This window comes from Acinetobacter terrae, assembly GCF_002135195.1.
GTDB classification, from domain to species: domain Bacteria; phylum Pseudomonadota; class Gammaproteobacteria; order Pseudomonadales; family Moraxellaceae; genus Acinetobacter; species Acinetobacter terrae.
The window spans coordinates 407469-431158 of the sequence record NZ_NEGF01000001.1; the positions used below are offsets into that span (position 1 = coordinate 407469).

25 protein-coding genes and 1 pseudogene are annotated in these 23690 nt (G+C 39.9%); 8 read left to right on the forward strand and 18 right to left on the reverse strand.

The window, feature by feature from the left end:
- Positions 1–12: 12 nt before the first annotated feature.
- The 12 genes from B9T23_RS02100 to B9T23_RS02155 form a co-directional block, all read right to left on the reverse strand.
- Entirely contained in the window at positions 13–354 is a 342-nt protein-coding gene (locus B9T23_RS02100) for a PilZ domain-containing protein (protein ID WP_067726035.1), read from the reverse strand.
- 19 nt (positions 355–373) lie between these two features.
- Positions 374–1357, reverse strand: a complete 984-nt coding sequence (locus B9T23_RS02105; RefSeq protein ID WP_086192789.1) for a DNA polymerase III subunit delta' — start codon at positions 1355–1357, stop codon at positions 374–376.
- Between the two features lie 29 nt (positions 1358–1386).
- A complete protein-coding gene (gene kdsB / locus B9T23_RS02110) occupies positions 1387–2148 on the reverse strand; it encodes a 3-deoxy-manno-octulosonate cytidylyltransferase (RefSeq protein ID WP_086192790.1) in 762 nt (253 codons plus the stop codon).
- Between the two features lie 12 nt (positions 2149–2160).
- Entirely contained in the window at positions 2161–3165 is a 1005-nt protein-coding gene (gene lpxK, locus B9T23_RS02115; RefSeq protein WP_086192791.1) for a tetraacyldisaccharide 4'-kinase, read from the reverse strand.
- 3 nt (positions 3166–3168) lie between these two features.
- On the reverse strand, positions 3169–4896 hold the full coding sequence (msbA, locus tag B9T23_RS02120; RefSeq protein ID WP_086192792.1) for a lipid A export permease/ATP-binding protein MsbA: 1728 nt from the start codon (positions 4894–4896) through the stop codon (positions 3169–3171).
- On the reverse strand, positions 4896–5318 hold the full coding sequence (locus B9T23_RS02125; RefSeq protein WP_067726026.1) for an ExbD/TolR family protein: 423 nt from the start codon (positions 5316–5318) through the stop codon (positions 4896–4898). The genes msbA and B9T23_RS02125 overlap by 1 nt, the downstream gene beginning before the upstream one ends.
- A gap of 8 nt (positions 5319–5326) precedes the next feature.
- Positions 5327–5965, reverse strand: a complete 639-nt coding sequence (locus tag B9T23_RS02130; RefSeq protein ID WP_086192793.1) for a MotA/TolQ/ExbB proton channel family protein — start codon at positions 5963–5965, stop codon at positions 5327–5329.
- A gap of 30 nt (positions 5966–5995) precedes the next feature.
- Positions 5996–6883: a ParB/RepB/Spo0J family partition protein gene (locus B9T23_RS02135; protein WP_086192794.1), complete on the reverse strand. Its 888-nt coding sequence runs from the start codon at positions 6881–6883 to the stop codon at positions 5996–5998.
- On the reverse strand, positions 6880–7662 hold the full coding sequence (locus tag B9T23_RS02140) for a ParA family protein (protein WP_086192795.1): 783 nt from the start codon (positions 7660–7662) through the stop codon (positions 6880–6882). The genes B9T23_RS02135 and B9T23_RS02140 overlap by 4 nt, the downstream gene beginning before the upstream one ends.
- Positions 7663–7687: 25 nt before the next feature.
- Complete coding sequence (rsmG, locus tag B9T23_RS02145; protein ID WP_086192796.1) at positions 7688–8320, reverse strand: 16S rRNA (guanine(527)-N(7))-methyltransferase RsmG; 633 nt, start codon at positions 8318–8320, stop codon at positions 7688–7690.
- A gap of 85 nt (positions 8321–8405) precedes the next feature.
- Complete coding sequence (gene murU / locus B9T23_RS02150; RefSeq protein WP_086192797.1) at positions 8406–9095, reverse strand: N-acetylmuramate alpha-1-phosphate uridylyltransferase MurU; 690 nt, start codon at positions 9093–9095, stop codon at positions 8406–8408.
- The gene (locus B9T23_RS02155; RefSeq protein ID WP_086192798.1) at positions 9095–10108 is read right to left on the reverse strand and encodes an aminoglycoside phosphotransferase family protein; all 1014 of its coding nucleotides are present in this window, start codon (positions 10106–10108) and stop codon (positions 9095–9097) included. The genes murU and B9T23_RS02155 overlap by 1 nt, the downstream gene beginning before the upstream one ends.
- Before the next feature lie 120 nt (positions 10109–10228).
- Here B9T23_RS02155 and B9T23_RS02160 point away from each other — a divergent pair, with 120 nt between their 5' ends.
- Complete coding sequence (locus tag B9T23_RS02160) at positions 10229–12688, forward strand: LPS-assembly protein LptD (RefSeq protein WP_086192799.1); 2460 nt, start codon at positions 10229–10231, stop codon at positions 12686–12688.
- Positions 12688–13992, forward strand: coding sequence for a peptidylprolyl isomerase (locus B9T23_RS02165; RefSeq protein WP_086192800.1), 1305 nt, complete (start codon positions 12688–12690; stop codon positions 13990–13992). The genes B9T23_RS02160 and B9T23_RS02165 overlap by 1 nt, the downstream gene beginning before the upstream one ends.
- A 172-nt stretch (positions 13993–14164) precedes the next feature.
- On the opposite strand, the gene hfq is transcribed toward B9T23_RS02165, so the two are convergent.
- The 4 genes from hfq to tsaE all read right to left on the reverse strand — a co-directional run bounded on the left by hfq (position 14165) and on the right by tsaE (position 18161).
- The gene (gene hfq / locus B9T23_RS02170; RefSeq protein WP_086192801.1) at positions 14165–14689 is read right to left on the reverse strand and encodes an RNA chaperone Hfq; all 525 of its coding nucleotides are present in this window, start codon (positions 14687–14689) and stop codon (positions 14165–14167) included.
- A gap of 93 nt (positions 14690–14782) precedes the next feature.
- On the reverse strand, positions 14783–15727 hold the full coding sequence (miaA, locus tag B9T23_RS02175) for a tRNA (adenosine(37)-N6)-dimethylallyltransferase MiaA (RefSeq protein WP_086192802.1): 945 nt from the start codon (positions 15725–15727) through the stop codon (positions 14783–14785).
- 6 nt (positions 15728–15733) lie between these two features.
- Positions 15734–17692 carry a DNA mismatch repair endonuclease MutL gene (gene mutL, locus B9T23_RS02180; RefSeq protein ID WP_086192803.1) on the reverse strand — a complete coding sequence of 653 codons (1959 nt, stop codon included), beginning with the start codon at positions 17690–17692 and terminating at the stop codon, positions 15734–15736.
- Positions 17685–18161, reverse strand: a complete 477-nt coding sequence (tsaE, locus tag B9T23_RS02185; protein WP_086192804.1) for a tRNA (adenosine(37)-N6)-threonylcarbamoyltransferase complex ATPase subunit type 1 TsaE — start codon at positions 18159–18161, stop codon at positions 17685–17687. Before tsaE ends, mutL begins: the two co-directional genes overlap by 8 nt.
- A 151-nt stretch (positions 18162–18312) precedes the next feature.
- On the opposite strand from tsaE, the gene B9T23_RS02190 reads away from it, so the two are divergent.
- The 3 genes from B9T23_RS02190 (at position 18313) to B9T23_RS02200 (ending at position 20203) form a co-directional block, all read left to right on the forward strand.
- On the forward strand, positions 18313–19218 hold the full coding sequence (locus B9T23_RS02190) for a pseudouridine synthase (RefSeq protein ID WP_086192805.1): 906 nt from the start codon (positions 18313–18315) through the stop codon (positions 19216–19218).
- A gap of 115 nt (positions 19219–19333) precedes the next feature.
- The gene (locus tag B9T23_RS02195; RefSeq protein ID WP_086192806.1) at positions 19334–19669 is read left to right on the forward strand and encodes a type II toxin-antitoxin system RelB/DinJ family antitoxin; all 336 of its coding nucleotides are present in this window, start codon (positions 19334–19336) and stop codon (positions 19667–19669) included.
- A gap of 90 nt (positions 19670–19759) precedes the next feature.
- Entirely contained in the window at positions 19760–20203 is a 444-nt protein-coding gene (locus B9T23_RS02200) for a GNAT family N-acetyltransferase (protein WP_067725996.1), read from the forward strand.
- On the opposite strand, the gene B9T23_RS02205 is transcribed toward B9T23_RS02200, so the two are convergent.
- Positions 20196–20906 carry a pseudouridine synthase gene (locus B9T23_RS02205; protein ID WP_086192807.1) on the reverse strand — a complete coding sequence of 237 codons (711 nt, stop codon included), beginning with the start codon at positions 20904–20906 and terminating at the stop codon, positions 20196–20198. The genes B9T23_RS02200 and B9T23_RS02205 overlap by 8 nt on opposite strands.
- A 140-nt stretch (positions 20907–21046) precedes the next feature.
- On the opposite strand from B9T23_RS02205, the gene B9T23_RS02210 reads away from it, so the two are divergent.
- The gene (locus B9T23_RS02210; RefSeq protein WP_086192808.1) at positions 21047–21499 is read left to right on the forward strand and encodes a DUF441 domain-containing protein; all 453 of its coding nucleotides are present in this window, start codon (positions 21047–21049) and stop codon (positions 21497–21499) included.
- A gap of 1 nt (position 21500) precedes the next feature.
- Here B9T23_RS02210 and B9T23_RS02215 read toward each other — a convergent pair.
- A pseudogene (locus tag B9T23_RS02215) lies at positions 21501–21880 on the reverse strand (GGDEF domain-containing protein); the annotation flags it as partial.
- Between the two features lie 370 nt (positions 21881–22250).
- Between B9T23_RS02215 and B9T23_RS02220 the strand changes: the two are divergent.
- Positions 22251–22973: a hypothetical protein gene (locus B9T23_RS02220; protein WP_143222491.1), complete on the forward strand. Its 723-nt coding sequence runs from the start codon at positions 22251–22253 to the stop codon at positions 22971–22973.
- A 20-nt stretch (positions 22974–22993) separates the two neighbouring features.
- Positions 22994–23662, forward strand: coding sequence for a hypothetical protein (locus B9T23_RS02225; protein ID WP_228145890.1), 669 nt, complete (start codon positions 22994–22996; stop codon positions 23660–23662).
- Positions 23663–23690 lie beyond the last annotated feature (28 nt).

Below are 23690 nucleotides of genomic sequence, written 5' to 3' on the forward strand. Positions count from 1 at the left end.
TCGTTTAAACAGCTACATAGTGTAACTAGTTCGACCCTCAGACTTAATACCTACAAGCAACTTTTCAGCTTCTGATTTGTAATAAACGCCTTTTTCACCAGTCAGCTGCATACCAAAGCCTTGTAATTTGATGCCATTTTGTTTTTGAGAAATCCAGATCACTTTACCGGTCAAAGGAATTTTTTGTGATTGTTCAGGCAAAGTGGCCAGTACAAAGACTTCTTCACCGATTTTTACCGGTTGCTTAGTTGGAACAAATAAACCACCACCGACAACATAAGGCATGTAGCTGGCATACAAAGTATCTTTATCCGGGATATTCGCCTGAATAATACCGCCCATACGTGGTTGCATCATCTTCCCCTTTAAATATTTAGATGTTCATTAGTTTTATACACAATTGATCGAGCACCAAATTGCTTTGTACATTCTGCTCGATAAACCGTTTAGATTGTTGCAAGTCGGAATAAATCGTGAATAAAAATTCCAAGGTATATTGTTCTGATAACACACTCAAATCCAAATCTGGATTTTTAACTTGTTGATTTAGCTTGACACAAATTAAATCAGACAACAAGTATTCAAACATTTGCGCAAAGTCACTAAAACTTAAGGCTTTGTTCCACTTGGTCGCAATTGCCATCGGCATATTCTTTTGCGTCACTAATTTTTGCCAATCATTTAAAAATTCTTGACGCTTATTTAGCCATTCAGCTTGCGCCAATTGCATGGCTTGCAAAGGCATTTGATTGGACAAGTTCAGCAACAACTGTTTTTTTGTTTGATCTAACTGAGGTAAATGTTCAGATAAATACTCGCCGGCTTGAACTTCAGATATACGATCCAAGGCAAAATGCTGCAAACGACTGCGAATAGTCGCAGGAAGTTTTAGATAATGATCGGCCAATAAAATAATGACAACACGATCACCGGGTTCTTCGAGTGTTTTAAGCAACGCATTTGCAGAAGACATATTTAATGCTTCTGCCGGCTCAATCACAATCACCCGCCAACCATCTACCGTTTGTTGCACAAAGGGCAATAAATCACGGATTTTTTCGATTTTAATTTTGGCGTTTTGCTTTTTATTTTCTTCATCTGTGCTGATATGTACATAGTTCGGATGAGTATCCGATTTTAACCACAAGCAACTGCCACATTCACCACAAGGTGCATTGTTGGCATGACGATTGGCACATAAAATCCAAGCCAAAAAATATTGCGCAAAGGCTTCTTTGCCACAGCCTTTTTTGCCATAAAAAAGCAAGCCATGCCCAAGTTTTGGGAAACGCCCTGTTAGCGTATCCCAAACGGTTTGTTGCCATGGATAAACTTGTGCGACCACATCATTTTGCATTGAATTAAAGCCCAACCTTATCCCCAATTTTACTCAAAGCAGGAAACATCCATTTCATTGAGACGATCTAAATCCGCTTGCGTATCAACGCCTGGTGGCAAGTTGGCTTCGGCAACAGCAATCGCAATACGATGACCATTTTCAAGCACACGCAATTGTTCCAAACTTTCCAGTTGTTCCAGCACACCCATATCCCACGACACATATTCTTGCAGCAAATTCACCCGATAAGCATATAAACCCAAGTGACGGTAAGCTTGGTGATGCAATTGCTGTACCTCTTGTTTAGCACCATCACGATCATAAGGAATGGTCGCACGGCTAAAATACAAAGCCTGATTGTATTTAGACATCACCACTTTCACGATACTGTCACGATTAAACTCGTCCAGGCTATGAATCGGCTCACACAAGGTAGACATTGAAGATTCAGGTTGTGATTCTAATAATTGTGCCACCTGTTGTACCAATTGAGCAGGAAGCAAAGGTTCATCACCTTGTACATTGACAATAATATCTTCACTTGCCCAACCTTTAATCCGGGCAACTTCGCTTAAACGATCTGTCCCTGATGGATGATCTGCACTTGTGATGACAACATCCACACCTTCTGCACGGCAAACTTCAGCAATACGTTCATCATCTGTTGCAACACATAAATCGTCAAAACCCGCAACTTTTTTTGCCTGATCAACGACCCGTAAAATCATGGGACGGCCATGAATTTCCAATAATGGCTTACCAGGTAAACGTGAACTTGCAAAACGTGCGGGGATAACAATATGTTTCATAAACGATGAACCTTAAAAAATTTGAATACCGAGTTGCTGTAATTGCTGATGCAAGACTTCATAACAGGCGGGTGAAAGTACAGCCTCAACCGGAACTACCCAAATTTCCCGTTTGAAATCTGGATTTTGCTTTAATAATGGCAAAAGTTTCACTGCATCTTTTTCGGTGGTAATAATTGGATTTCCATCTTCAAATTGAAGATCTGAGATTTCATAATCGTAATGATCGGGAAATTCATGACATTGGAATTGATGAATACCCATAGAATCTAAAGTTTTATAAAATCGCTGTGGAAAACCAATACCCACAACTGCATAAAAATTATCATCTGGATTAAATGGCTGGTTATCTTCAGCATTCAGTAAATACGGAGTAGCCACTTCTAAATGCATATTTAAAGCAGATGCAGGCTCTGCGGCATGCTCAATGACCGTGCCTGTGTTTAAACGGCTTGGCGGCTCACGTAAATACCCTTCAGGCAATAACTTTTGATTACCCAAGCCACGATTCCGATCCAGCACAATCCATTCAATTTGACGTTCTAAAGCAAAATGTTGTAAACCATCATCACTAATAATTAAGTCCAATTCATGCTTGGATAACAAATATTCAATACTGCGCTGTCGATTTGAGCCCACGACCATTGGAACACCAGTGGATTGAACAATCAAACAAGGTTCATCACCAACAATTTCCGGCACAGATTCCAAATCCACATAGGCTGGGAAAGGGCCTTTGCCACCATAACCACGACTAATCACACCGACACGAACATTTTGACTGTGTAGATAATTCACCAGCTGGATCAAGAGTGGTGTTTTACCACTGCCACCGACAGTAATATTACCAATTACCATCACCGGGACGGGTGCTTGATAGCTTGATTTAATGCCCATTTGGTAAAGCTTTTTATTCAATAAAAAGCCACCACGATAAATCCATGACAAAGGTCGAAGCACAATTAACCACTTGGCTTGTTTATTCCAAGCATCCTGAATCAATTGTGCAATTGACATAAATCAATTTTCCTCGAAATTACGCTGATGCAATTGGTAATAAGCGCCATGCTTGGCAATCAATTCCGCATGTGTACCTTGCTCAACAATTGTACCTTTATCCATCACCACAATACGATCTGCATTTTCAATGGTCGATAAACGATGCGCAATCACAATAGTTGTCCGATCTTGCATTGCTGTATCAAAAGCCTGTTGAATAAAGTATTCCGACTCGTTATCTAGCGCACTGGTCGCCTCATCGAGAATCAAGATCGGTGCATTTTTCAAAATTGCACGTGCAATGGCAATACGCTGACGTTGCCCACCTGACAAGTTCAAGCCCTGTGCCCCTAATGGGGTGTCGTAGCCTTGCGGCAAAGCCATAATAAAGTCGTGCGCATAAGCTGCTTTTGCTGCTGCAATAATATCTGCATCGCTTGCACCTTCAAGCTGCCCATAGGCAATGTTTTCGCGCACAGTACGATTAAACAGCACCACTTGCTGATTCACCATCGCAATCTGGGTTCGCAAGCTATTGATATCCAGCGCTCGAATATCATGCTGATCTAAATAAATATGACCTGAACTGGCTTCCTGAAAACGCACCAGCAGATTCACTAAAGATGTTTTGCCTGCGCCTGAACGCCCAACCAGAGCAACTGTTTCGCCCGCTTTAACATTCAAGTTAAAATCATGAATCGCTTGATGACCATCAGCATAAATTAAATTCACATTTTGAAATTGAATATTACCTTTAAGTACCGGCTTTAAAGTTCCTGTATTTTGCTCTGTAGGTAAATCGAGTAATTCAAAAACTGAATATGCTGCCGCCATACCGCGTTGTAATTTTTCATTCACATCGGTTAAGGCTTTAATCGGTTTGCTTAACATACCCGCTGCTGTGATGTAAGCAACGAACTCACCTGCACTGGTATCACGTAAAATTTCTGGTCGTAATGCAATCCAAATAATAAGACTCATTGCAATCGACATAATGAATTGTACAACAGGGCTATTGAGCTGCTGCACCACCACCATTTTCAAACCACGTCTTAAGTTTTCAAGCGAGTGATCTTTAAAACGGGTTTGCTCATACTCTTGCCCACCAAAACCCTTTACGACTAAATTGCCATTTACCGTTTCTTGCACCACATGGTTAACATCGCCCATGGTGTCCTGAACTTGCAAAGATAATTTACGCATACGTTTTGATGCTTGACGAACCAGAAAACCCATCAGCGGAGCAAAAATCAAAATAATCAGGGTCAGTCGCCAATTGCTATATAACAAGTAGCCTAGCAATCCAATGGTAATCAAACCTTGCTGCACAATGGTTTTGAGGGATTCTGATGAAGCAGCGGTCAACTGCTCCACGTTGTACATAATTTTAGCAGTGATATGACCGCTGGTATTATCCAAATAATACTGAGATGGAAGCTTTAAAAGTTTGGAAAAAACTTCCTGACGAATATTAAAGACTAAATTCCGAGAAATTACTGCCGTAAAATACCCCCCGATAAAAGAACCCACCCCACGGAAAAACATCAGTAAAATAACCAAGAAAGGAAATATAGAAGTAAAGCCTTGGTCTCTATGCTGGATTGCGGTAATGATTTTTTCTAACAACTTTGCAATAGATACTTCTGTGGCAGCACTAATTGAAAAACCGATAAAAACCAATATCGCTACACCCCAAAAAGGCTTCAAATAGCCCAAAAGACGTAGATAGACTTTAAAATCTTGCTTCACTAATAACCTCTAGACGGAACTTTAGTACTAATATTGATATTAACAAAACCCAGTTGACCTGCAACATCCATCACCCGAATCACATCCTGATGCGTGGCTTTGGCATCCGCGGCAATCACAAACATTAAATCACGACGATCATTAGAAATCTGTTTAATTGCAGTATTTAAATCTGCAACCTCTTTACTTGCAAGCGATTGTCCGTTAATTGAATAATGCCCGGAAGCATCCACAACCACTTCAACTTTATGATCATATTGCTTAGGTGGAACACCTTGCGCATCTGGCAAGGTTAAATTCATGCGACTAAACTGGTTAAATGTGGTGGATAACAGTAAAAAAACCAGGATAAACAGCAAGCAGTCAATCATGGGTGTCAGATTAATATGAATATCTTCAACTTGTGTGCGTTTGAATTTCATTTTCCACCCTAACCTGCTTTTCTAATATCTTGTTCTTCAGCTGTAGAATTTTGATAGAAAAGTGCTGCATGGAATAAGGTCGATTGTTGCTCAAGTTCAGCAATATACTCTTGCACCAAACGCTGAAAATAACGGTAGGCAAACAATGCAGGAATCGCAATAAACATCCCCGCTGCAGTCGTAATCAACGCTTTTGAGATCCCCGGAATCATCAAGGTTGGATTACTGTTGGTGCCTAAATCAATCACTAAAAATGATTCAATAATACCCAAAACTGTACCCAACAAACCCAAAAGTGGTGCTACTGCACTGAGTGTACCCAAGAAATTAATATTCTTTTCTAAATAGCCAATTTCTTGAGAAGCAGTCGTTTCCATCTGCACGCGGGCATACTGCTCATTTTTACTTTTACTTTGGTAACCTGCGGTAAAGATGCGTCCCAAAGTACTACTTTGCAATGCTTTATCTTGTTGTAATTGTTGCATTACAACATCAGCATTTTGAGTTTGATTCAGTAACAATACTTTGGGCAAAATCATTGATTTTTTTAATCGAATAAAGCGTTCAATGGTTATTGCTACTGTAAAAATCGAACATAAAACAAGGGGAAGCATAAGCCACCCACCTGCCTTGACTAATTCCCACATCTGTTTTTCCCCAATAAAACCAACAAAAAATTATTCTGCGAAACAAATATTCAAAATACCATCTAATTCATCCAGTGAATGATATTGAATGACAAGTTTTCCTTTACCGTGCTTATTATGATCAATTTTTACATCTGCACTAAAACGTTCTGCTAAACGCTGAGTCAACTGCTGGATATCGGGTGCAACATCCTCTTTTTCTTTTTCTTGTTTAGGCGCGTTTAAATCACGAACCAGTTGCTCGGTTTGACGTACAGATAAACTCTTTTCAATCACATGCTCTGCAACCTTCAGCTGATCTTTGGCTTTTAAAGTCAGGATTGCCCGCGCATGCCCCATATCAAGCAGACCTTGCTGCATGAAATCTTTGACTGATTCAGCCAAAGTCAAAAGACGCAATAAATTACTTACAGTCGTACGTGCCTTACCGACGGTATCCGCAATTTCCTGATGACTCAAACCAAACTCTTCATGAAAACGCTGCAATGCCATCGCCTGATCAATTGGATTCAAATCTTGACGTTGAATGTTTTCAATTAAAGCTAATGCAATCGCAACTTGATCGGTCAAATCACGCACAATCGCCGGAATTTCAGTTAAGCCCGCAAGTTGTGCTGCACGCCAACGACGTTCACCGGCAATAATTTCATAGGGAAATTTTTCATCATCGATTGGACGAATGACGATGGGCTGCATCACACCATGTTTTTCAATAGAGGCCGCAAGCTCTTGAAGATCGGGTTCATGAATGAAACGACGCGGTTGATATTCACCACGTTTCAGCAAGTGAACATCAATCTGTTTCAACTGCCCATGATCTAAACCTTGCGCTTCCATCTGTAATTTTTCTTTTTGGATTGAACCAAGCAAGGCATCCAAACCACGACCTTTAGCTAACCCGCGTTTTTTTGTGGTCATGCTTTAATTCCTTTTTTTACTTTGCTTTTCTTTAACACTTCAGCCGCTAAATTTAAGTAAGCAACTGCGCCTTTTGAATTTTTCTCAAAATAAATAATTGGCAAACCATGTGCAGGCGCTTCAGCCAGACGTACATTACGCGGAATCACGGTTTCATACAGCTTCTTGCCAAAGTATTGTTCAAGTTCTTCTGAAACATCACGTGTCAATGCATTCCGTGCATCGTACATGGTGCGCAAGACACCTATAATTTGCAAATCCGGATTGAGTGCCTGCTGAATACGGTCAATAGTTTGGGTTAAATCCGCCAAGCCTTCCAGTGCGTAATATTCACATTGCATTGGAATAAGCACACTATCGACCGCTGCCAAAGCATTGACCGTAATCAAGCTTAAACTTGGCGCACAGTCCACGATAATATAATCAAAAGAATGTTCTATTTCTTTTAACGCTTCACGCAGAATAAACTCACGACCTTCCTGTTCTGCAATCGCAAGCTCTACACCGGCCAAATCACGGTTTGCACCTAAAACTTTATAACCGACTTCCGCTTTGCTAATTGCTGTTTCAATCGGAACTTCACCCAACAAAACATCAGTTACCGAATACAAAAGATCATTTTTTTGGATACCAGACCCCATCGTGGCATTTCCTTGTGAATCCATATCCACAAGTAAAACGCGCTTCTTTAACACAGCTAACGATGCTGCCAAATTTACTGCGGTTGTGGTCTTGCCTACACCACCTTTTTGGTTCGCAATCGCAATAATTTGTGCCATGGTAACCCCAATCCTTCGAAAATAATTAAATACGTTTTAACAAAAGCAGATGACGCTGCTCATCCAATCGCGGAACCTTTAACGCAATGATGTCACAGCTAAATTCTTGCTTAATGGCGGCTACTTCTTCTTCAGGAATTAAGCCTTTCATTGAAGCAATGATACTGTTTTCATGCATATAAGGTTTCGATGCAGCAACAAAGTCGGTTAATGAAGCGAAGGCTCGACTGGTAATGACATCGAATTGCCCCAAATCATTAATGCTGTCTGCATTTTCGACACGCGTTTGCACTGCAATCACATTTTTTAGTTTTAAATCAGCAATAAATTGCTTCAAGAAACGAATTTTTTTGCCATTTGAATCGAGCAAAACACATTCACGTTCTGGCTGACACAATGCAATGATCATGCCCGGCATACCGCCACCCGTACCAATATCCAGCAGACGTCCTTTTGGTAAGTCTTTTAAAATACTTAAGCTATCCAGCAAATGCTTAACCAGCATTTCCTTTGGATCACGAATTGCAGTCAAATTATATGCTTTGTTCCACAACACCAAAGCATCTTGGTATTTGAGTAATAAATTTAAAGCCTCATCGCTGAGCTCTAAACCCAAAGCCTGACTACCCTGCTTGAGTTCTTGAAAAAACGTATGCATATACAATTAACGTCTCGAAAAAGTTAGGTGAAGTATACCGATTTATACATGAAGTCACAGTAGCGAGTGCTTAGTGAATACGCACTTAAGCGTACAAGCCTCGCTTAATTTGTTGATCCAGTACATTTAATCGTTCCGGAGTGCCAACATCGACCCAAACAGCATGCATCTTCGAAGCAGATACTTTCTGTTCAAGCATGCCTTGTTTCAGCAAGGGTGCCAACGGGCGTTTACCACCTTCCAGACCATCAAACATTTTAGGATGAATGACTGCCACACCACTATAAGTGAGCGATTCACCCGGTTGTTCTTGCTCAAAGGTATAGGCGCGACCATTTGACAAGGTGAAATCACCCTTCGGATGCTGTTGTGGATTGGTTACAAATACCAGATGTGCTAAATCTTCTGCAAGCTGCACATTTAATAAAGAACTAAAATCCATGGTGGTCCAGACATCACCATTGACCAAAATAAACGGTTCTGTGCCCAACAACGCCAAGGCATTAATAATACCGCCAGCTGTTTCCAGGCCTTCGCCTTCATGCGACCACAGGATGTTGACGCCAAACTGTGAACCATCACCTAAAGCTGTAGCTAGTTTTTCACCCAACCACGCGGTATTAATGACAATTTCAGTCACACCGATTTCTTGTAATTTTTCAATATGCCAAACAATGAGTGGCTTGCCACCCACTTCAAGCAAAGGCTTTGGCTTATGTAGCGTCAGTGGACGCATACGGTTACCCATCCCCGCTGCAAGAATCATCGCTTTCATTATGCAGCAACCTCATACGTGCCATATTTGGCTGAAAATTTCGGCATTACTTTCGCTTGGATAAACTGCATAAAGGGTTGTAGTTCGGCATAATCTTTACTTTCTGCAAGTAAATACCACATGACACGTGGCAAATCTTTCAAGTAACCTGTTTTTCCATCACGTTCAAATAAACGCACAAAGATACCCAAAATTTTAAGATGACGCTGAATCGCCATGAAGTCCGCATCACGTTTAAACTGTTCAAAATCGCGATCTTGTTTTGCAGTTTCAGGCAACAAGTCATAGAAGACTTTAAACCATTCATAAACACGATCTGCATTCCATTGCACATAAGCATCACGCGTGATTGAAATCAAATCGTAAGTATCTGCACCAATTACCGCATCCTGGAAATCAATCACACCAAGATCTGTCTCACCTTCAATTTTCATCAAGTTACGGCTATGAAAATCACGATGCACAATCACTTGCGGTTGCGCCAGTGCTGCATTGGCCAAAATAGCAAAGGTACGTTTAATTAATGCTTGCTCATCTTGAGTGGGGTGAATCTGTAATGACGGCAGCATCCAGTCAGTCAGCAATTCCATTTCAGAAATAAGTTTCTCATAGGAATAAGCCGGAAAGTTTTGTGTACCATCAATTGCTTGCAACCCAATCAACTGTTTAAAACTTTGCGCATAATAACCATCAACCGTGTCATCGTTCAGCAAGGTTGATAGCAAAACATCACCAAAATCTTCCAGCAACAAAAAGCCTTGCTGTAAATCTTGGGCAACGATATGCGGTACACGGACACCATGTGTATCGAAAAACTGGTCAATCGTCACAAAAGGCACACAATCTTCTTTTTCTGGTGGTGCATCCATGAGCATAAATGTTTTATTATTCAGCTTGATTCGTGCATAACGACGGAAGCTTGCATCGCCTGGCAAAAAATTAATTTCAAATTGATCTGAATCAAGTACAGATTTAATCCATGTATGTATGATTTGTTCACGTTGTGTTTTCATTTGCGATAAATTCTAAAACAGGCTGAGTTTTTAAAGTACTAAGTGTAGCCACTTATAAACTTTTTCTCTATGATGCGAGAATAATTAATTGCGATTAAGCATACTTGGTTAATGATACAAATGAAGCATCAGTTCAAATTTAATCCTTTAGCGACTGCTATCTTGACCCTTTTATGTGGCAGCTCGATTTCAAGCTATGCTGAGTCCACACTTCCAGCTTCGACTGTCGACAACCAAAAAATGAAGGACAGCATTCAGGAAGCTTATCCTGGACAACAATTTTTTGAACAATACTACGTTGATAAATCATCGCCTGAAGCGCAACAACGTAAAGGACAATATTTAAGCTCTGCCTATTGTCAAGGTGCCTGGATTACGCCTATTAGTCCAGAAACCAAAGCCGTAGAAGCATCTGAAGCAACGTCAGTCGTTACTGCAGATTATGGTCATTACGATCCAAATGGCGACTCCGTCCTTCAAGGCAATGTACTCATTGATCAACAAGGCCGTCAAATTCGTGCCGACAAAATCACCATTGATCAAACACAAACTTTTGCCAATGCTGAAGGTCGTGTGCAAATGGCGCAAGCCGGATTACTCGCACAAAGTGATCAAATTAATTACAATTTAAAAACCCAGCAAGGCGATTTAAACAACAGCTTCTATATTTCTGAAGAACAACATGCGCATGGTCATGCGGAAAAAATTGCCCGCACTTCTGACAATGTTGTGGTGATGAACAATGCGACATACAGCACCTGTCCACCCGATGAAACACCAACCTGGAAAATTCAAGCCAATAAAATCACTTTAAATCAGGAAACAGGTCGCGGCGAAACTCGCGGAACCAAGCTGTATGTTAAAGATGTTCCAGTTTTAGCGGTTCCTTACTTTAACTTCCCGATTGATGACCGCCGCACTACAGGTATTTTGACACCAAGTTTCGGCTTTACCAATGATGGTGGTATAGAACTTGCTGTTCCAGTTTATTTAAATTTGGCACCGAATTACGATGCTACGGTTACTCCGCGATATATTGCTGATCGCGGACCAATGCTTGAAGGCGAATTCCGTTATTTAACAGAGAATTTCGGCTCGGGTATGATTTGGGGTGGTTACTTAGCTTCGGATGATAAATATGAGGGCCAAGACCGTAAAGACTTACATCTATTACATAACTGGCAAATCAACGATCAATTTTCTACCAACCTAGATTATAACTATGCCTCAGATAAAGATTATTTCTCTGATTTAAATAGTAACCCCAACTCCAAGACCGACTTAAACTTACGTCGCGCTTGGGAAGTTAACTATAAAAATGGCATTCCCGGTTTAAAAGCTCAGTTAAAAGTTGAAGATTTTCAGACACTGGATAATTCTGTTCCCGATGAAGACCGCCCTTATGCCCGTTTACCACAGTTCCTGTTAAATTATAAGACAGGCAATCCACTGGGTTTACAATACGAATTTAATAACGATACTGCTTACTTTAAAAAAGATATTAGCCTTTCCAATGCAGCTAATACTGGTTCTTATGAGCCAAGTGGTACGCGTATCTATAATGACTTCGCTGTTCGTTATAATTACCGTAATCCGTGGTCATTTGTCATTCCAGAAGTGTCGATTCGTAATGTCAATACTTTCTACGATCAAGACACTATTAATGCTAATCAAGACCTCAATTCTTCTAATGAAAATCAATCGGTAACTGTACCGCAATTCACTTTAGATACCGGTTTAACCTTTGAAAAAGAAGGTAAATACCTACAAACAATCACTCCCCGTGCATTTTATGCCTATGCACCGTATAAAAACCAGGATGGCCATCCAAACTTCGACTCGGCAACGGCATCAATCAATTATGATCAATTGTTCAGCCCGCGTCGCTTTTATGGTCATGACCGTTTAGAAGACAACAATTTCTTATCTTTAGGTCTAAGTTATAGCTTATTTGATGAAATTGGTCTGGAACGTTTAAAAACCAGTGTTGGACAAAGCTTTTACTTCGAAGATCGTCGTGTAAACCTAAACAATGAACCTGATCAGTTTGATACTGACCGTCGTACCGGTCCTATTTTAAGCGTATCTAGTCAACTGTCACAAAATTTCACCATTGGTGCAAACTCGGCATGGATGTCGAATGGCGATAATGCTCAACGTGACTTCCAGCTTTATTACACTGGCGAGCAAGGTAATCTATATAACCTGGGTTACTTCTATCGCCAAGATATTCCAAACCAGCAAAAGCAATATGACCAAGTCGTTGCATCCTTTATTCAGCCAGTATCTAACAACTGGCGCATTATGGGACATGCTCAATACGACATAGAAAACAACGTCGCACGTGAATATTTATTGGGTGTAAATTATGAAGCGTGTTGTTGGGGCATTTCGGTTTATGGTCGTTCTTACTATAATGACCTAGACGATGTGAATGCGGATGGCGTGAGTGCAAAACGCGCTATTATGGCGGAAGTCAGCCTTAAAGGCCTAGGTGGTTTCAACAAAAAACTTTCATCATTACTAGAAAATCGTATTCTAGGTTTTAATAAAATTAATCAATCTTGGACACAACGTTAATGAAGACAATACAGTTAAAACATTTTTTTAAAGCGACTGCTCTTGCTTTAGCCCTTTCTTCATCAATGGCTTCATTCGCACAACCAACAGACGAAGTGGTTGCTTTGGTAGATAATAGTGTTATTTTAAAAAGTGATTTAGATCAAAGTATTGCTGAAATAAAACATCAACTTGAAGCTCAAAAAAAACCAGTCCCACCAGCGCAATTTTTGCAACAACAAGCACTTGACCAGCTGATTATTCGCCAAGCACAGCTTGAGCAAGTCAAACGCTATAACATTAAACCCAATGAAAAAGAGCTTAACGAAGCGGTAATGAAGGTTGCAAAACAGTCTAACAGCCCAAGCTTAGAAGCGTTTCAGCAAAAACTGGATGGGATTGCACCAGGAACTTATGAATCGTTGCGTAACCGTATTTCAGAAGATTTAGCCATCAATCGCCTACGTCAACAAATGGTGATGTCACGTATTAAAATCAGTGATCAAGATGTGGAAAATTTTCTAAAAACCCCACAAGGTCAAGCAACCTTAGGCAATCAAGTGCATGTTTTGCATGTTCGTATTTCGGGTGAAAAAAACCTGGAAAAAGTTGCTGAGCAAGTTAAAGCCGCATTAAAAGACAGCAATGACATTAGTGCAATTGATAAAAAATTCACTACCAATGGCGTAAAAGTAGAAAGTACAGATACGGGCTTTCGTAATCTATCTGACCTTCCAAGCGAACTTGCAGCACGTGTAAGCCCACTACAAGCGGGACAAACGACTGACCTCATTTCTGCACAAGATGGAATACATGTTTTAAAATTATTAGATCGTAAAGGTGCAGAGCAAAAAGCCATTGTGCCTCAATATAAAGCACGCCATATTTTGATTCAACCTTCTGAAGTGGTGAGTCCTGAAAATGCAAAACAACAAATTGACAGCATTTATAATCGCTTAAAAGCGGGTGAAGATTTTGCAGTATTGGCTTCCACCTTCTCTAACGATCCAGGTTCTGCTCGCGATGGCGGTAGCTTGGGCTGGGTTAGCCCGGGTGTTATGGTTCCCGAGTTTGAAACACAGATGAAAAACACGCCTGTAGGTCAAACCAGTGCCCCATTCCAAACACAATTTGGGTGGCACATTCTTCAAGTGACAGATACTCGCCAACAAGACATGACACGTGAATATCAAGAACGTATGGCGCGTCAAATTCTAGGTGAACGCCAATTTGATGCAGAGCTAGATAGCTGGTTACGTGAAATTCGTAGCAATGCTTTCGTAGAGATTAAGGATCCGAGTCTGGATCGTAAAAAAAATAAATAAACTTGATTTATTTAATTCTTAAAAAACCGGTTGTGATGAGCAACTGGTTTTTTATTTCATTAATATTGGGTCCAGCTCTACATAAGAATTTGGCAGGGTCATTTATTTTAAAACTATAAATTTTTAAATAAAAAAAAACCTCTCACGAGGAGAGGTTTTTAAAAATCAATAATTAACGATTATTTTCGTCATCTTGAGGATCTTCAAATTTTGTTTCGCCTTCAAAACCAGGGGTAGATTGACCACCGAAGCCACCTTGACCACCGAAACCGCCTTGTTGACCACCAAAACCGCCTTGTTGACCACCAAAACCGCCTTGACCACCGAAGCCACCTTGACCACCGAAGCCACCTTGACCACCGAAGCCACCTTGAGCACCGAAGCCGCCTTGACCACCGAAGCCGCCAGTTTGACCGCCGAAGCCGCCTTGACCGCCTTGAGCACCAAAGCTACCAGGAGTGCCTTGAGCACCAGCAGGAGCACCAGCAGGACGTGGGTTACGTGCAGGAACTACTGTAGAAATCGCATGTTTGTAAACCATTTGGCTTACAGTATTTTTTAATAAAACGACATATTGGTCAAAAGATTCAATATGACCTTGTAATTTAATACCGTTAACAAGGAAGATAGAAACAGGGATGCGTTCCTTACGGAGAGAATTCAAGAACGGATCTTGTAAAGTTTGACCTTTAGACATGTTATAACTCCAAAAAAATTTTAAAAATCAGCGCAAAAAACTATCTCTATTTTTCAAATAAAAATTATAAAAAGACAGTTACCAAATTTTGCTTTATCCGTAACAGTTTCGCAAGTCTTCTTGAGCCTGCGTTATCGTCAAATATGTTTTAAAACTATGCGATTCTTGCAAAGATCTTAACCAGGTATATTGACGTTTTGCAAGTTGTCGTGTCGCAAACAAAGACTTATCCTCCATTTCTTGCCGTTTTTCGTTACTTTGATCACTTTTTTGCAGGAATTCTAAAGTTTGACGATAACCGACAGAGCGCATTGAGGGTAAATTATCATTTAAATCGTATTTTTCAATCAGACTTTCCACTTCATGTAAAAATCCGATATCCCACATAGTTTTAAGCCGCTGTTCAATACGTTTATGTAATTCTACACGATCGGGCAATAAAGCATGATTATGAAAAGTGTAACGATAGGGTATATTTTTAGGTTGCTCGGCTTGTAGTTTTGTAATCGGCTGCCCTGTAAGCTTAAATACTTCCAGTGCACGGATGATTCGTTGCTTATCACTCATCTTGAATTTCTGACCCGCTAAAGCATCGACAGCACACAACTCTGCATAAACCGCCTCCCAGCCTTGCTGCTCTGCTTGCGCTTCTATTTCAGCCCGGATAGCATGATCTGCACTGGGTAAATTGCTTGACAACCCTTCTAGTAAAGCCTTGAAATAAAGCATGGTTCCACCCACCAGTATCGGTGTTTTACCCCGTGCATGTATATCATCAATCAGTACACAGGCATCTTCTACGAATTGTGCAGCTGAATACACTTCCAAAGGCGTAATAATATCAATCAGATGATGCGGATAACGCGCCTGCTCTTCTTTCGTCGGTTTGGCTGTACCAATATCCATATCTTTATAAACCAGCGCAGAATCGACGGAGATCAGCTCAAAACGACCTTGCTCATAAAGTTCACATGCCAAAGCGGTTTTACCACTTGCAGTAGGTCCCATTAAGTTGATGACCGGCAATTGATTTGACATGTACAACTACTCTCCTCGAGCAAAAAGTTTATCTAATTGTGAAAGTGGAAATGCACGCCAGGTTGGACGTCCATGATTACACTGACTGGCAAATTCTGTTTGTTCCATTTGGCGCAGCAAAGCATTCATTTCCGAAAGACTCAGGATACGATGCGCACGAACTGCGCCATGACAGGCCATTCCCGCCAAAATTTGATCGCGCTTTTGCAGCAAACCTTGGGCTTCATCACTTGGGTCTAAATCATTCAGCAATTCGGGCACTAAAGATTCAAAATCGGCCTTATGCAAAATAGCCGGCACCCCACGTACAATCACTTGTTCGTCGCCATATTGATCAATTTCCAGACCTAAACGCGCAAGCTGATCTTTCAATTCATCGATCCGCATGGCTTGCATACGACTGATACTGATGACTTTGGGAATAAGCAGCTGTTGTGATGTCCAAAATTCTGGTTTATCCCACGCGGCTTTCATTTGCTGCAACACAATCCGCTCATGTGCAGCATGCATATCCACAATAATCAAGCCTTCGGTGTTTTGCGCAAGGATATAAATTCCATGCAATTGTGCAATCGCAATACCCAATGGATGCTCATCGACATGAACGGCTGCACTTTGTTCAAATTGATTCAATGCTGCATCGGCAGTCGATGAAGTTGATTCACGTAATGGCGCTAAATAGCTTTGCAAGGCATTATTCAGTTGCTGTGATCCCGCATAACGACTTTGTGAAGACTGGGATGAATATTGAATGGTTTGTGGACTACTGGCATTAAAATCAGTTAATAACTCAGTGGATGATTCAACTGACATTGCTGGCTGTAAAGTCCCCACAGCACGATGCAATTGAAACTGTTCCTGATAACGCGGATGTTGCGTTTGAGGATTCTGAATAGTCTCATCTTGCATTTTCATTGCCTGAGCCAAGTCAGCACTTGCCGTTTGAAACTGGGACAGGGTTTCTTTAGCAAAATGACGCACAAACTCATGTACTTCACGTTGATTTAAAAAACGAATTTCATGTTTGGTTGGATGCACATTGACATCAATATTTTCAGGATCAACTTCTAAAAACAGCAAATACGCAGCATGTTGATGACCATGCAAAATCCCGTCGTAAGCCATACGCAAGGCATGGGAAATGGTTTTATCTTTCACAATCCGCCCATTCACATAGACATACTGCAAGTCCGCTTGTGAACGCGCATCGGAGGGATGTCCGAGCCAACCAGACAACCGCATGCTGATGCTATCGGCATCAATCCAATAGGCATTTTCAGTAAATTGGCGACCCAATAATTGCTGAACACGCTGAAAACGCAACTCACCACTATCAGCAACCGGCAGATTCAAACGAATATTATTGTTATGCTCTAAAACAAAACGGATATCAAAATGGATTAATGCCAGACGACGGACAATTTCTTCAATATGCCCAAACTCAGTACCCTGCTTTTTTAAAAATTTACGCCGTGCAGGCACATTAAAAAACAGGTCTTGGATTCGAATATGGGTGCCTTTTTGCGTCGCTACCGCTTGAATTTCCTGATGATCAAAAGCAGTACCGTTCACTTCAACCTGATAACCAATACCTTCATCATTCTGGCTGCTGGTCAGGGTTAAACGTGAAACAGCAGCAATCGAGGCCAATGCTTCACCACGAAAACCCAAACTGACAATGGCCTGTAAATCATCCGCAGTTTGAATTTTACTGGTGGCATGACGCATGACTGCCAAAGCTAAATCTTCAGGATGAACCCCATGACCATTGTCGATGATTTCAATTAAGGTACTGCCACCTTGTTCAACGCGAATAATAAGTTCAGTCGCACCCGCATCAATTGAATTTTCTAATAATTCTTTCACCACCGATGCTGGTCGCTCAATCACCTCACCTGCGGCAATCTGGTTCGCCAGTGCAGGATTAAGGGTATGAATACGACGTTCGCTTAAATTATCACGCATGGTTCAACTGACTCTCTAAGGCTTGTTTTAATGCTGCCGATGAGAAACTTAAACTCGCAGTACGCGTCAGTTCATCTTCAGATTTTTCAATATTAATGATCAGATCCGGCTCGGGAATTTCATCGCCACCTTTTGAAGGCCATTCAAATAAAAATAGCGCATTCGGTGTTTCCAAATAATCGCGAATACCCATTAATTCAAGTTCATAAGGATCATTTAAACGATATAAATCGAAATGAAAGATATCTTTACCATGAATATTATAGGGTTCAACCAAGGTATAAGTTGGACTTTTTACCGCCCCTTTATGCCCTAAACTTTGCAAAAAATAACGTGTTAGTGTGGTTTTCCCTGCACCTAAATCACCAATTAAATAAACCACGCCCGTGCTAAAATGCTGCGCCAAAACCTGTGCTAAATTTTGGGTATCGTCTTCATTGTTCAAGGCTAATTTAAATGAATACTGCATATTACTCACGACATGATTCCAAAGACCAATTATGATAGCATCGCACCGCTTTATTGCCCATGCTCACACTTCTAAATGTGTAACTTTTCCTACATTTCATTGTAAATATTATTAATTTCTATTGACGACAGATTGATCCACGACAAATCACATGACCAGCACTGAATTTATTCCGCCAATGATTGATGGCGTAAGCGCAAGCAAAGTATTTCTTCCTAAAATGAAGCCTGCACCGGCAACTGTGTATCAATATCTGTGTCAGCAGTTTCCGCATATTACAGCAAATGAATGGCAACAACGCTTTGCGGATCGTTTAATTTATGATGCCTTGGGGAATATCTTAAGTTTTGATTCTGAATATATTGAAAATAGCCACGTGTTTTACTACCGTTTTCTAGCCCATGAAATACATATTCCGTTTGAACATGAAATTTTATTTGAAAATGAACACTTACTGGTGATAGACAAACCACATTTTTTAACCATCAGCCCTACTGGTCAATATGTACAAGAAACACTGTTAGTACGTTTAAAAAAACAAACGGGAAATGAATTTTTAACGCCTATTCATCGTCTCGACCGTGAAACTGCTGGTGTGGTTTTATTCTCGAAACAGGCAGCGACTCGTGCTGCCTATCAAGAAATGTTTGCACAACGCCAGGTTAAAAAAACCTATCATGCCATTGCACCTTTTCATTCAGCTTTAACATTTCCATGTTATACACGCTATCGAATGGAAAAAGGTCAACCCTTTTATACGATGCAAGTGGTTGAAGGAAAAATAAATAGTGAAACGGAAATTAATTTAATTGAACATGATTCTGTTTGGGCAAAATACCAACTCAAACCGATCACTGGCAAGCAACATCAGTTGCGTGTTCACTTGAACAGTTTGGGCATTGCCATCAAAAATGACCCTTTTTATCCAGTGGTACAACATAAAAGGGAAGATGACTTTTCGGCGCCACTGCAGCTTTTAGCAAAGCATATTCACTTCAATGACCCAGTGACTTTTAAAGAGATGGAATTTTCATCAAAGTTTGAATTGACATTGTAATATGCTTGTCATTACAATTTATTTTCGTAAATATAGTGTATGAATATTGAAATTACATTAGATTTGATTAAAATAAATGCTGAAAAGTTAAGTAATTAGACGTATTCAAAAAATCATGAGAAAAACAGAAGTTTACCAAGTAAGACTTGACTCCCAAGAAAAAAAGCATGCTTTTGCGGTGTTTAAACAATTGGGGATTACGCCAGCACAAGCGGTTCGACTGTTTTTCAAACAAGTCGTTCTAACCAAATCAATCCCATTTTCTATTGAAAATCAAAGTATTAACCTTGAACAGCTGTATAAAATCCGTAAATTAAAGCAACAGCAAAGCACTTTAAATAGTGATGTAGAACAACTTGTTGATGCTGACGAAGAGTTTATTTTAGATGATGATCATTTAGATTTATTTGAAGAGCTGAATGCTATTTTGGGTGAAAGTGACAAAACTTAACAGTGTTGCATTTACAAACAAATTTTAAAAAACTGAATATAAAAAATTAGTTATGCTTCATGCGAAGACAAAAAATGCATGGAGTATAGAATGATCGTAAGACGCGCAACTCTAGAAGATTTACATCCACTTGCAGTTTTATTCGATGAATATCGCCAATTTTATGGTGCTTCTTCCAACATAAATTTGTCTTATCAATTTTTAAAACAACGCTTTGAAAATCAGGAAAGTGTCATTTTTATTCATATCAAAGACGATGTCTTTACCGGTTTTATTTTACTCTATTTAGGTTTTTCTTCAGTCGCTTGTTCTATCTATTATATTTTAGATGATGTTTATGTCACCCCAACGTTTCGACGTCAGGGTTCAGCAAAACAACTGATTGATACAGCTATTTTATTTGCACGCCATGAAAATGCACTACGCATTAGCTTAGAAACTCAAAAAACCAATTACCAATCACATAAACTCTATGAGCAAATGGGTTTTGTGAAAGATGATGAATTTAAAATCTATCATTGTTTCCTTAAATAACCATGCGTGTCTTGGCCAGCTCTACCTGTTGTTCTGTTAAATAAATCCACTTCCCTTGCTCTAATTCAGGAAGCGCTAAAGCCCCAATTTGCTGACGATGCAATCGTTCAACTTTATTGCCTACTGCAGCTAACATCCGTTTAACCTGATGATAAACTCCTTGATGAATGGTCAGCTGTAATTCATTTTCTGCAAGTTGAATCACATCTGTCGCTGCAAAAATACCAGATTCATTATGTAATTCTACGCCCTGCTGTAATTGCTGAATTTGTTGCTCTGTCACAGGATCAGCGGTTTGCATTCGATAGACTTTAGCCACGTGTTTTTTAGGATGGGTTAAGGCTTGTAGAAACTGACCATCATCTGTAAGCAATAAAAGCCCACTGGTATCCTGATCTAAACGTCCTACACATTGCAAACCACGGTTCATCAACACATCATCAAACAGGTCGAACACACTAAAATGATGCGTGGCTTGATGTGAACATTCATAATCTTGAGGCTTATTTAAAGCGATATAAACCTTTTCACGATAATCAAAACTTTCGCCATATACGGAAAAACTTAAGTTATTTAAATCCAGTTTATGTTTTGCATTGGTGATGACTTCACCTTGGATGGCAATCGCTCCATTTTTAATGAGCTGCTGGCAATGTTTACGCGAACCAAAACCTTGCGATTGCAACATCTTTTCCAAGAACATAAACCTAACCCTTTAACTATCACGAAAGGCGCATTCTATACTGAAATGCAGGCTAATTTTATTGTTCGCAGTCTTTAAAGTAAATCTCAGCGCAAAACCCGATACAATAGGTCTTATTTTTTTCAATCTCCCTAAAAGTAATGTCCAATTTAGATTTAAATCTGATCGTTCTCCTTGTTTTATTGGCTTGCGGTATTTTTAGTCATAATAGTGCAGTCACGATTGCTGCCGGTGTTTTAATTGTCTTTCGCATTACCCCGCTGAGTGAATTTTTTCCTTACTTGCAGCAACACGGTTTAAATATCGGCATCATCATTTTAACCATTGGTGTGTTGACCCCCATTGCCAGTGGAAAAATTCCGGGAGATGCGATTTTAAAATCCTTTATGAGCTGGAAATCATTACTGGCAATTGCGATTGGTGTTTTAGTGGCCTGGCTGGGTGGACGTGGCGTTAAGCTGATGAGCAATCAACCCGATGTAGTTGCAGGCTTACTCATCGGGACAGTTGCAGGCGTTGCTGTATTACGCGGTGTTCCAGTTGGTCCTTTGATCGCTGCAGGGATATTAACCCTGTTTATTGGTCATTCTTAAAAAAGTGAGCCCGATTAGCTAAACCAGGGAGATTACCTTGAGTTGCCAGTTTATAAAGTTCCTGCGCACCAAACTGTATTACATGATACATCACAGCTGAGATCAAGCTTAAAATCTGTAAATCACCGACTTTAAAAGCATCTCTACCTCACTATCTTGACAATACAAGATTTCATTTTGCGCAATACATAAGCCAGATAAACTATTTTGCAGTTTCAGACGCAAGCCCAGAAAACGTGAAGTACCACCCGATACAGCACAGTAAACCATATCCCCGTCTTCAGCCAACTCAACCACAGCCCCTTTGGCTTGGGTAATGCTTTGAGCTTGTTCAGCCACCAATGTCATGACTGCATTCAGATCGAGTCCAAGCTTCACAATAGCCGTTTGTGTCTAAATGACTGACATTAGTTGTTCTTGCGAAGGTTTTTTAGATTTAGGCATAAAGCGACCCGAAAAAGATGCAGGAGATTTAAAGAAAAAGTGTTAATGAATTTTAGAAATTTTCGAAGAAATTGTATAGGCTAACTCCGTGTCAGGGTACTCGTTTTAGCTGTTTTATGTCACGTGATTAATTTTCTACTTTCTGATTGCTAAAATATGAAGAAAGGATAGGTCTATAATCTAATCGACCTGTGCTTTACATAGTGAATAATATAATGAATTAAGCGAAAATTTCCTATAAAACATGTGTTTAAATTTCAAACAATATTATATTATTCACTGATAAAAACAGCACATTATAATCATTATGAAATTCATCACTATGACCGGTATTGGCTTTTGCGTATTGTTTTGGGGAATCAATCAATATCAAGCCAAACAGGAACAAAATAAATATCAATACAGTGATAGCCCAATTCAGCACAGACAAGAAATATTACAACAGTTCAAAATCCTACGGGCTTTTGAAACTGGTGATTCTGTTACTTATAGTGAATTAATTAAACTACCCAACAATAGTATGGATGATCAAAACTTTAAGTCTCTTGTTTCTTCAACCTTACATCACAATATCGATCCTCTGATTCCTTTTAAACTACCAGATGCTGTACTTGTGCAATGGTCTGAAGCTTATGTTCAGCAACTGCGTGATGCCCGGCGCAACAAAGCATGTGCTCTAATTACCTCACCTAGCCATAATAAAGATATTGCTCAAGTTCAGAATGTCATTTCTAAATCCACACAGCAAAAAACCATACAGGCAATTACAGCAGTACTGAAGCACAAGCAAACATCTGTGCCTTATGATGAAAATTTTGCTAAAAGCCAATGGTCCGAAATTTCCAAAGACCTTCGTTCTGAGTTTGGTGATGATATTTGGTTATTGCATGATATCGATGGGGAAAATCCAAAAAGCTGTGACGTCATTATACGTAGTCTTGATGTGATGTTAAGTCGTCCAACACTACAACAACAAAGTGCGGCGTTGCGCCTATTCTTCAAACAACATGACTCGCTTGTTATTTTTTAAACCTAATAAAAGGAATAATTATGGAACTCTTAAAAAATATAAATATTTTACAAAAAACGCAGGTCTTATTGTTTGGGGGATTAATACTGGTTCTTACTGCTTGCGCTAAAGTTTCTCATGAACCTAAACCTGGTGAGTATGGACAACAACTCATAGGTAGCTATGATCTCACCCTTGAAGAAATTGAGGCACTCAACAACACTACAATGCCTAAACCCGATATAAATAAACGCCCTAAACTCTCAATCGGCTATGAAGCAACAGCAGCAAATAACCCTTACCGTTTTGTTATGGTAGCTCGTGGCTATGCTATTGCAGATGGTGAAGTAGAATTACGCTTTATTGGAGGAACTGAACGAATGAGCAAAATTGGCTATCACCCAGAAGCTTTTCGTGAAGATGATACTCATAATTATAAAGCCAACGAGCCTGTCTTACTGGTACTGGCTTCGGATCCATTTTCTGTTGATGCTACACAAGATACATCAGACTCAAGTTTTGCCACACATGCTGAAATTACCGAACGCAGCAACTTTCAGTTTCAAAGCGTGCAGTTACAAGTTTGGGAAGGAAAAGGTTCCAAATATTCATGGACTCGATATTTAGCCATTATGGCAATCTTTCTCTCGATATTTATCTTTACTCTTACACGCACCAATCTGATTGTAGATGTATTCAATCGTAAATAATCAATTTAAGGCATGCGCAATTTACAAA

Excerpts from the sequence above, each read along its gene's own strand:
- B9T23_RS02100 (WP_067726035.1), bottom strand. The coding sequence starts at position 354 with ATGCAACCACGTATGGGCGGTATTATTCAGGCGAATATCCCGGATAAA.
- B9T23_RS02105 (WP_086192789.1), bottom strand. The coding sequence starts at position 1,357 with ATGCAAAATGATGTGGTCGCACAAGTTTATCCATGGCAACAAACCGTT.
- kdsB (WP_086192790.1), bottom strand. The coding sequence starts at position 2,148 with ATGAAACATATTGTTATCCCCGCACGTTTTGCAAGTTCACGTTTACCT.
- lpxK (WP_086192791.1), bottom strand. The coding sequence starts at position 3,165 with ATGTCAATTGCACAATTGATTCAGGATGCTTGGAATAAACAAGCCAAG.
- B9T23_RS02125 (WP_067726026.1), bottom strand. The coding sequence starts at position 5,318 with ATGAAATTCAAACGCACACAAGTTGAAGATATTCATATTAATCTGACA.
- B9T23_RS02130 (WP_086192793.1), bottom strand. The coding sequence starts at position 5,965 with ATGTGGGAATTAGTCAAGGCAGGTGGGTGGCTTATGCTTCCCCTTGTT.
- B9T23_RS02135 (WP_086192794.1), bottom strand. The coding sequence starts at position 6,883 with ATGACCACAAAAAAACGCGGGTTAGCTAAAGGTCGTGGTTTGGATGCC.
- B9T23_RS02140 (WP_086192795.1), bottom strand. The coding sequence starts at position 7,662 with ATGGCACAAATTATTGCGATTGCGAACCAAAAAGGTGGTGTAGGCAAG.
- rsmG (WP_086192796.1), bottom strand. The coding sequence starts at position 8,320 with ATGCATACGTTTTTTCAAGAACTCAAGCAGGGTAGTCAGGCTTTGGGT.
- murU (WP_086192797.1), bottom strand. The coding sequence starts at position 9,095 with ATGAAAGCGATGATTCTTGCAGCGGGGATGGGTAACCGTATGCGTCCA.
- B9T23_RS02155 (WP_086192798.1), bottom strand. The coding sequence starts at position 10,108 with ATGAAAACACAACGTGAACAAATCATACATACATGGATTAAATCTGTA.
- B9T23_RS02160 (WP_086192799.1), top strand. The coding sequence starts at position 10,229 with ATGAAGCATCAGTTCAAATTTAATCCTTTAGCGACTGCTATCTTGACC.
- B9T23_RS02165 (WP_086192800.1), top strand. The coding sequence starts at position 12,688 with ATGAAGACAATACAGTTAAAACATTTTTTTAAAGCGACTGCTCTTGCT.
- hfq (WP_086192801.1), bottom strand. The coding sequence starts at position 14,689 with ATGTCTAAAGGTCAAACTTTACAAGATCCGTTCTTGAATTCTCTCCGT.
- miaA (WP_086192802.1), bottom strand. The coding sequence starts at position 15,727 with ATGTCAAATCAATTGCCGGTCATCAACTTAATGGGACCTACTGCAAGT.
- mutL (WP_086192803.1), bottom strand. The coding sequence starts at position 17,692 with ATGCGTGATAATTTAAGCGAACGTCGTATTCATACCCTTAATCCTGCA.
- tsaE (WP_086192804.1), bottom strand. The coding sequence starts at position 18,161 with ATGCAGTATTCATTTAAATTAGCCTTGAACAATGAAGACGATACCCAA.
- B9T23_RS02190 (WP_086192805.1), top strand. The coding sequence starts at position 18,313 with ATGACCAGCACTGAATTTATTCCGCCAATGATTGATGGCGTAAGCGCA.
- B9T23_RS02195 (WP_086192806.1), top strand. The coding sequence starts at position 19,334 with ATGAGAAAAACAGAAGTTTACCAAGTAAGACTTGACTCCCAAGAAAAA.
- B9T23_RS02200 (WP_067725996.1), top strand. The coding sequence starts at position 19,760 with ATGATCGTAAGACGCGCAACTCTAGAAGATTTACATCCACTTGCAGTT.
- B9T23_RS02205 (WP_086192807.1), bottom strand. The coding sequence starts at position 20,906 with ATGTTCTTGGAAAAGATGTTGCAATCGCAAGGTTTTGGTTCGCGTAAA.
- B9T23_RS02210 (WP_086192808.1), top strand. The coding sequence starts at position 21,047 with ATGTCCAATTTAGATTTAAATCTGATCGTTCTCCTTGTTTTATTGGCT.
- B9T23_RS02220 (WP_143222491.1), top strand. The coding sequence starts at position 22,251 with ATGAAATTCATCACTATGACCGGTATTGGCTTTTGCGTATTGTTTTGG.
- B9T23_RS02225 (WP_228145890.1), top strand. The coding sequence starts at position 22,994 with ATGGAACTCTTAAAAAATATAAATATTTTACAAAAAACGCAGGTCTTA.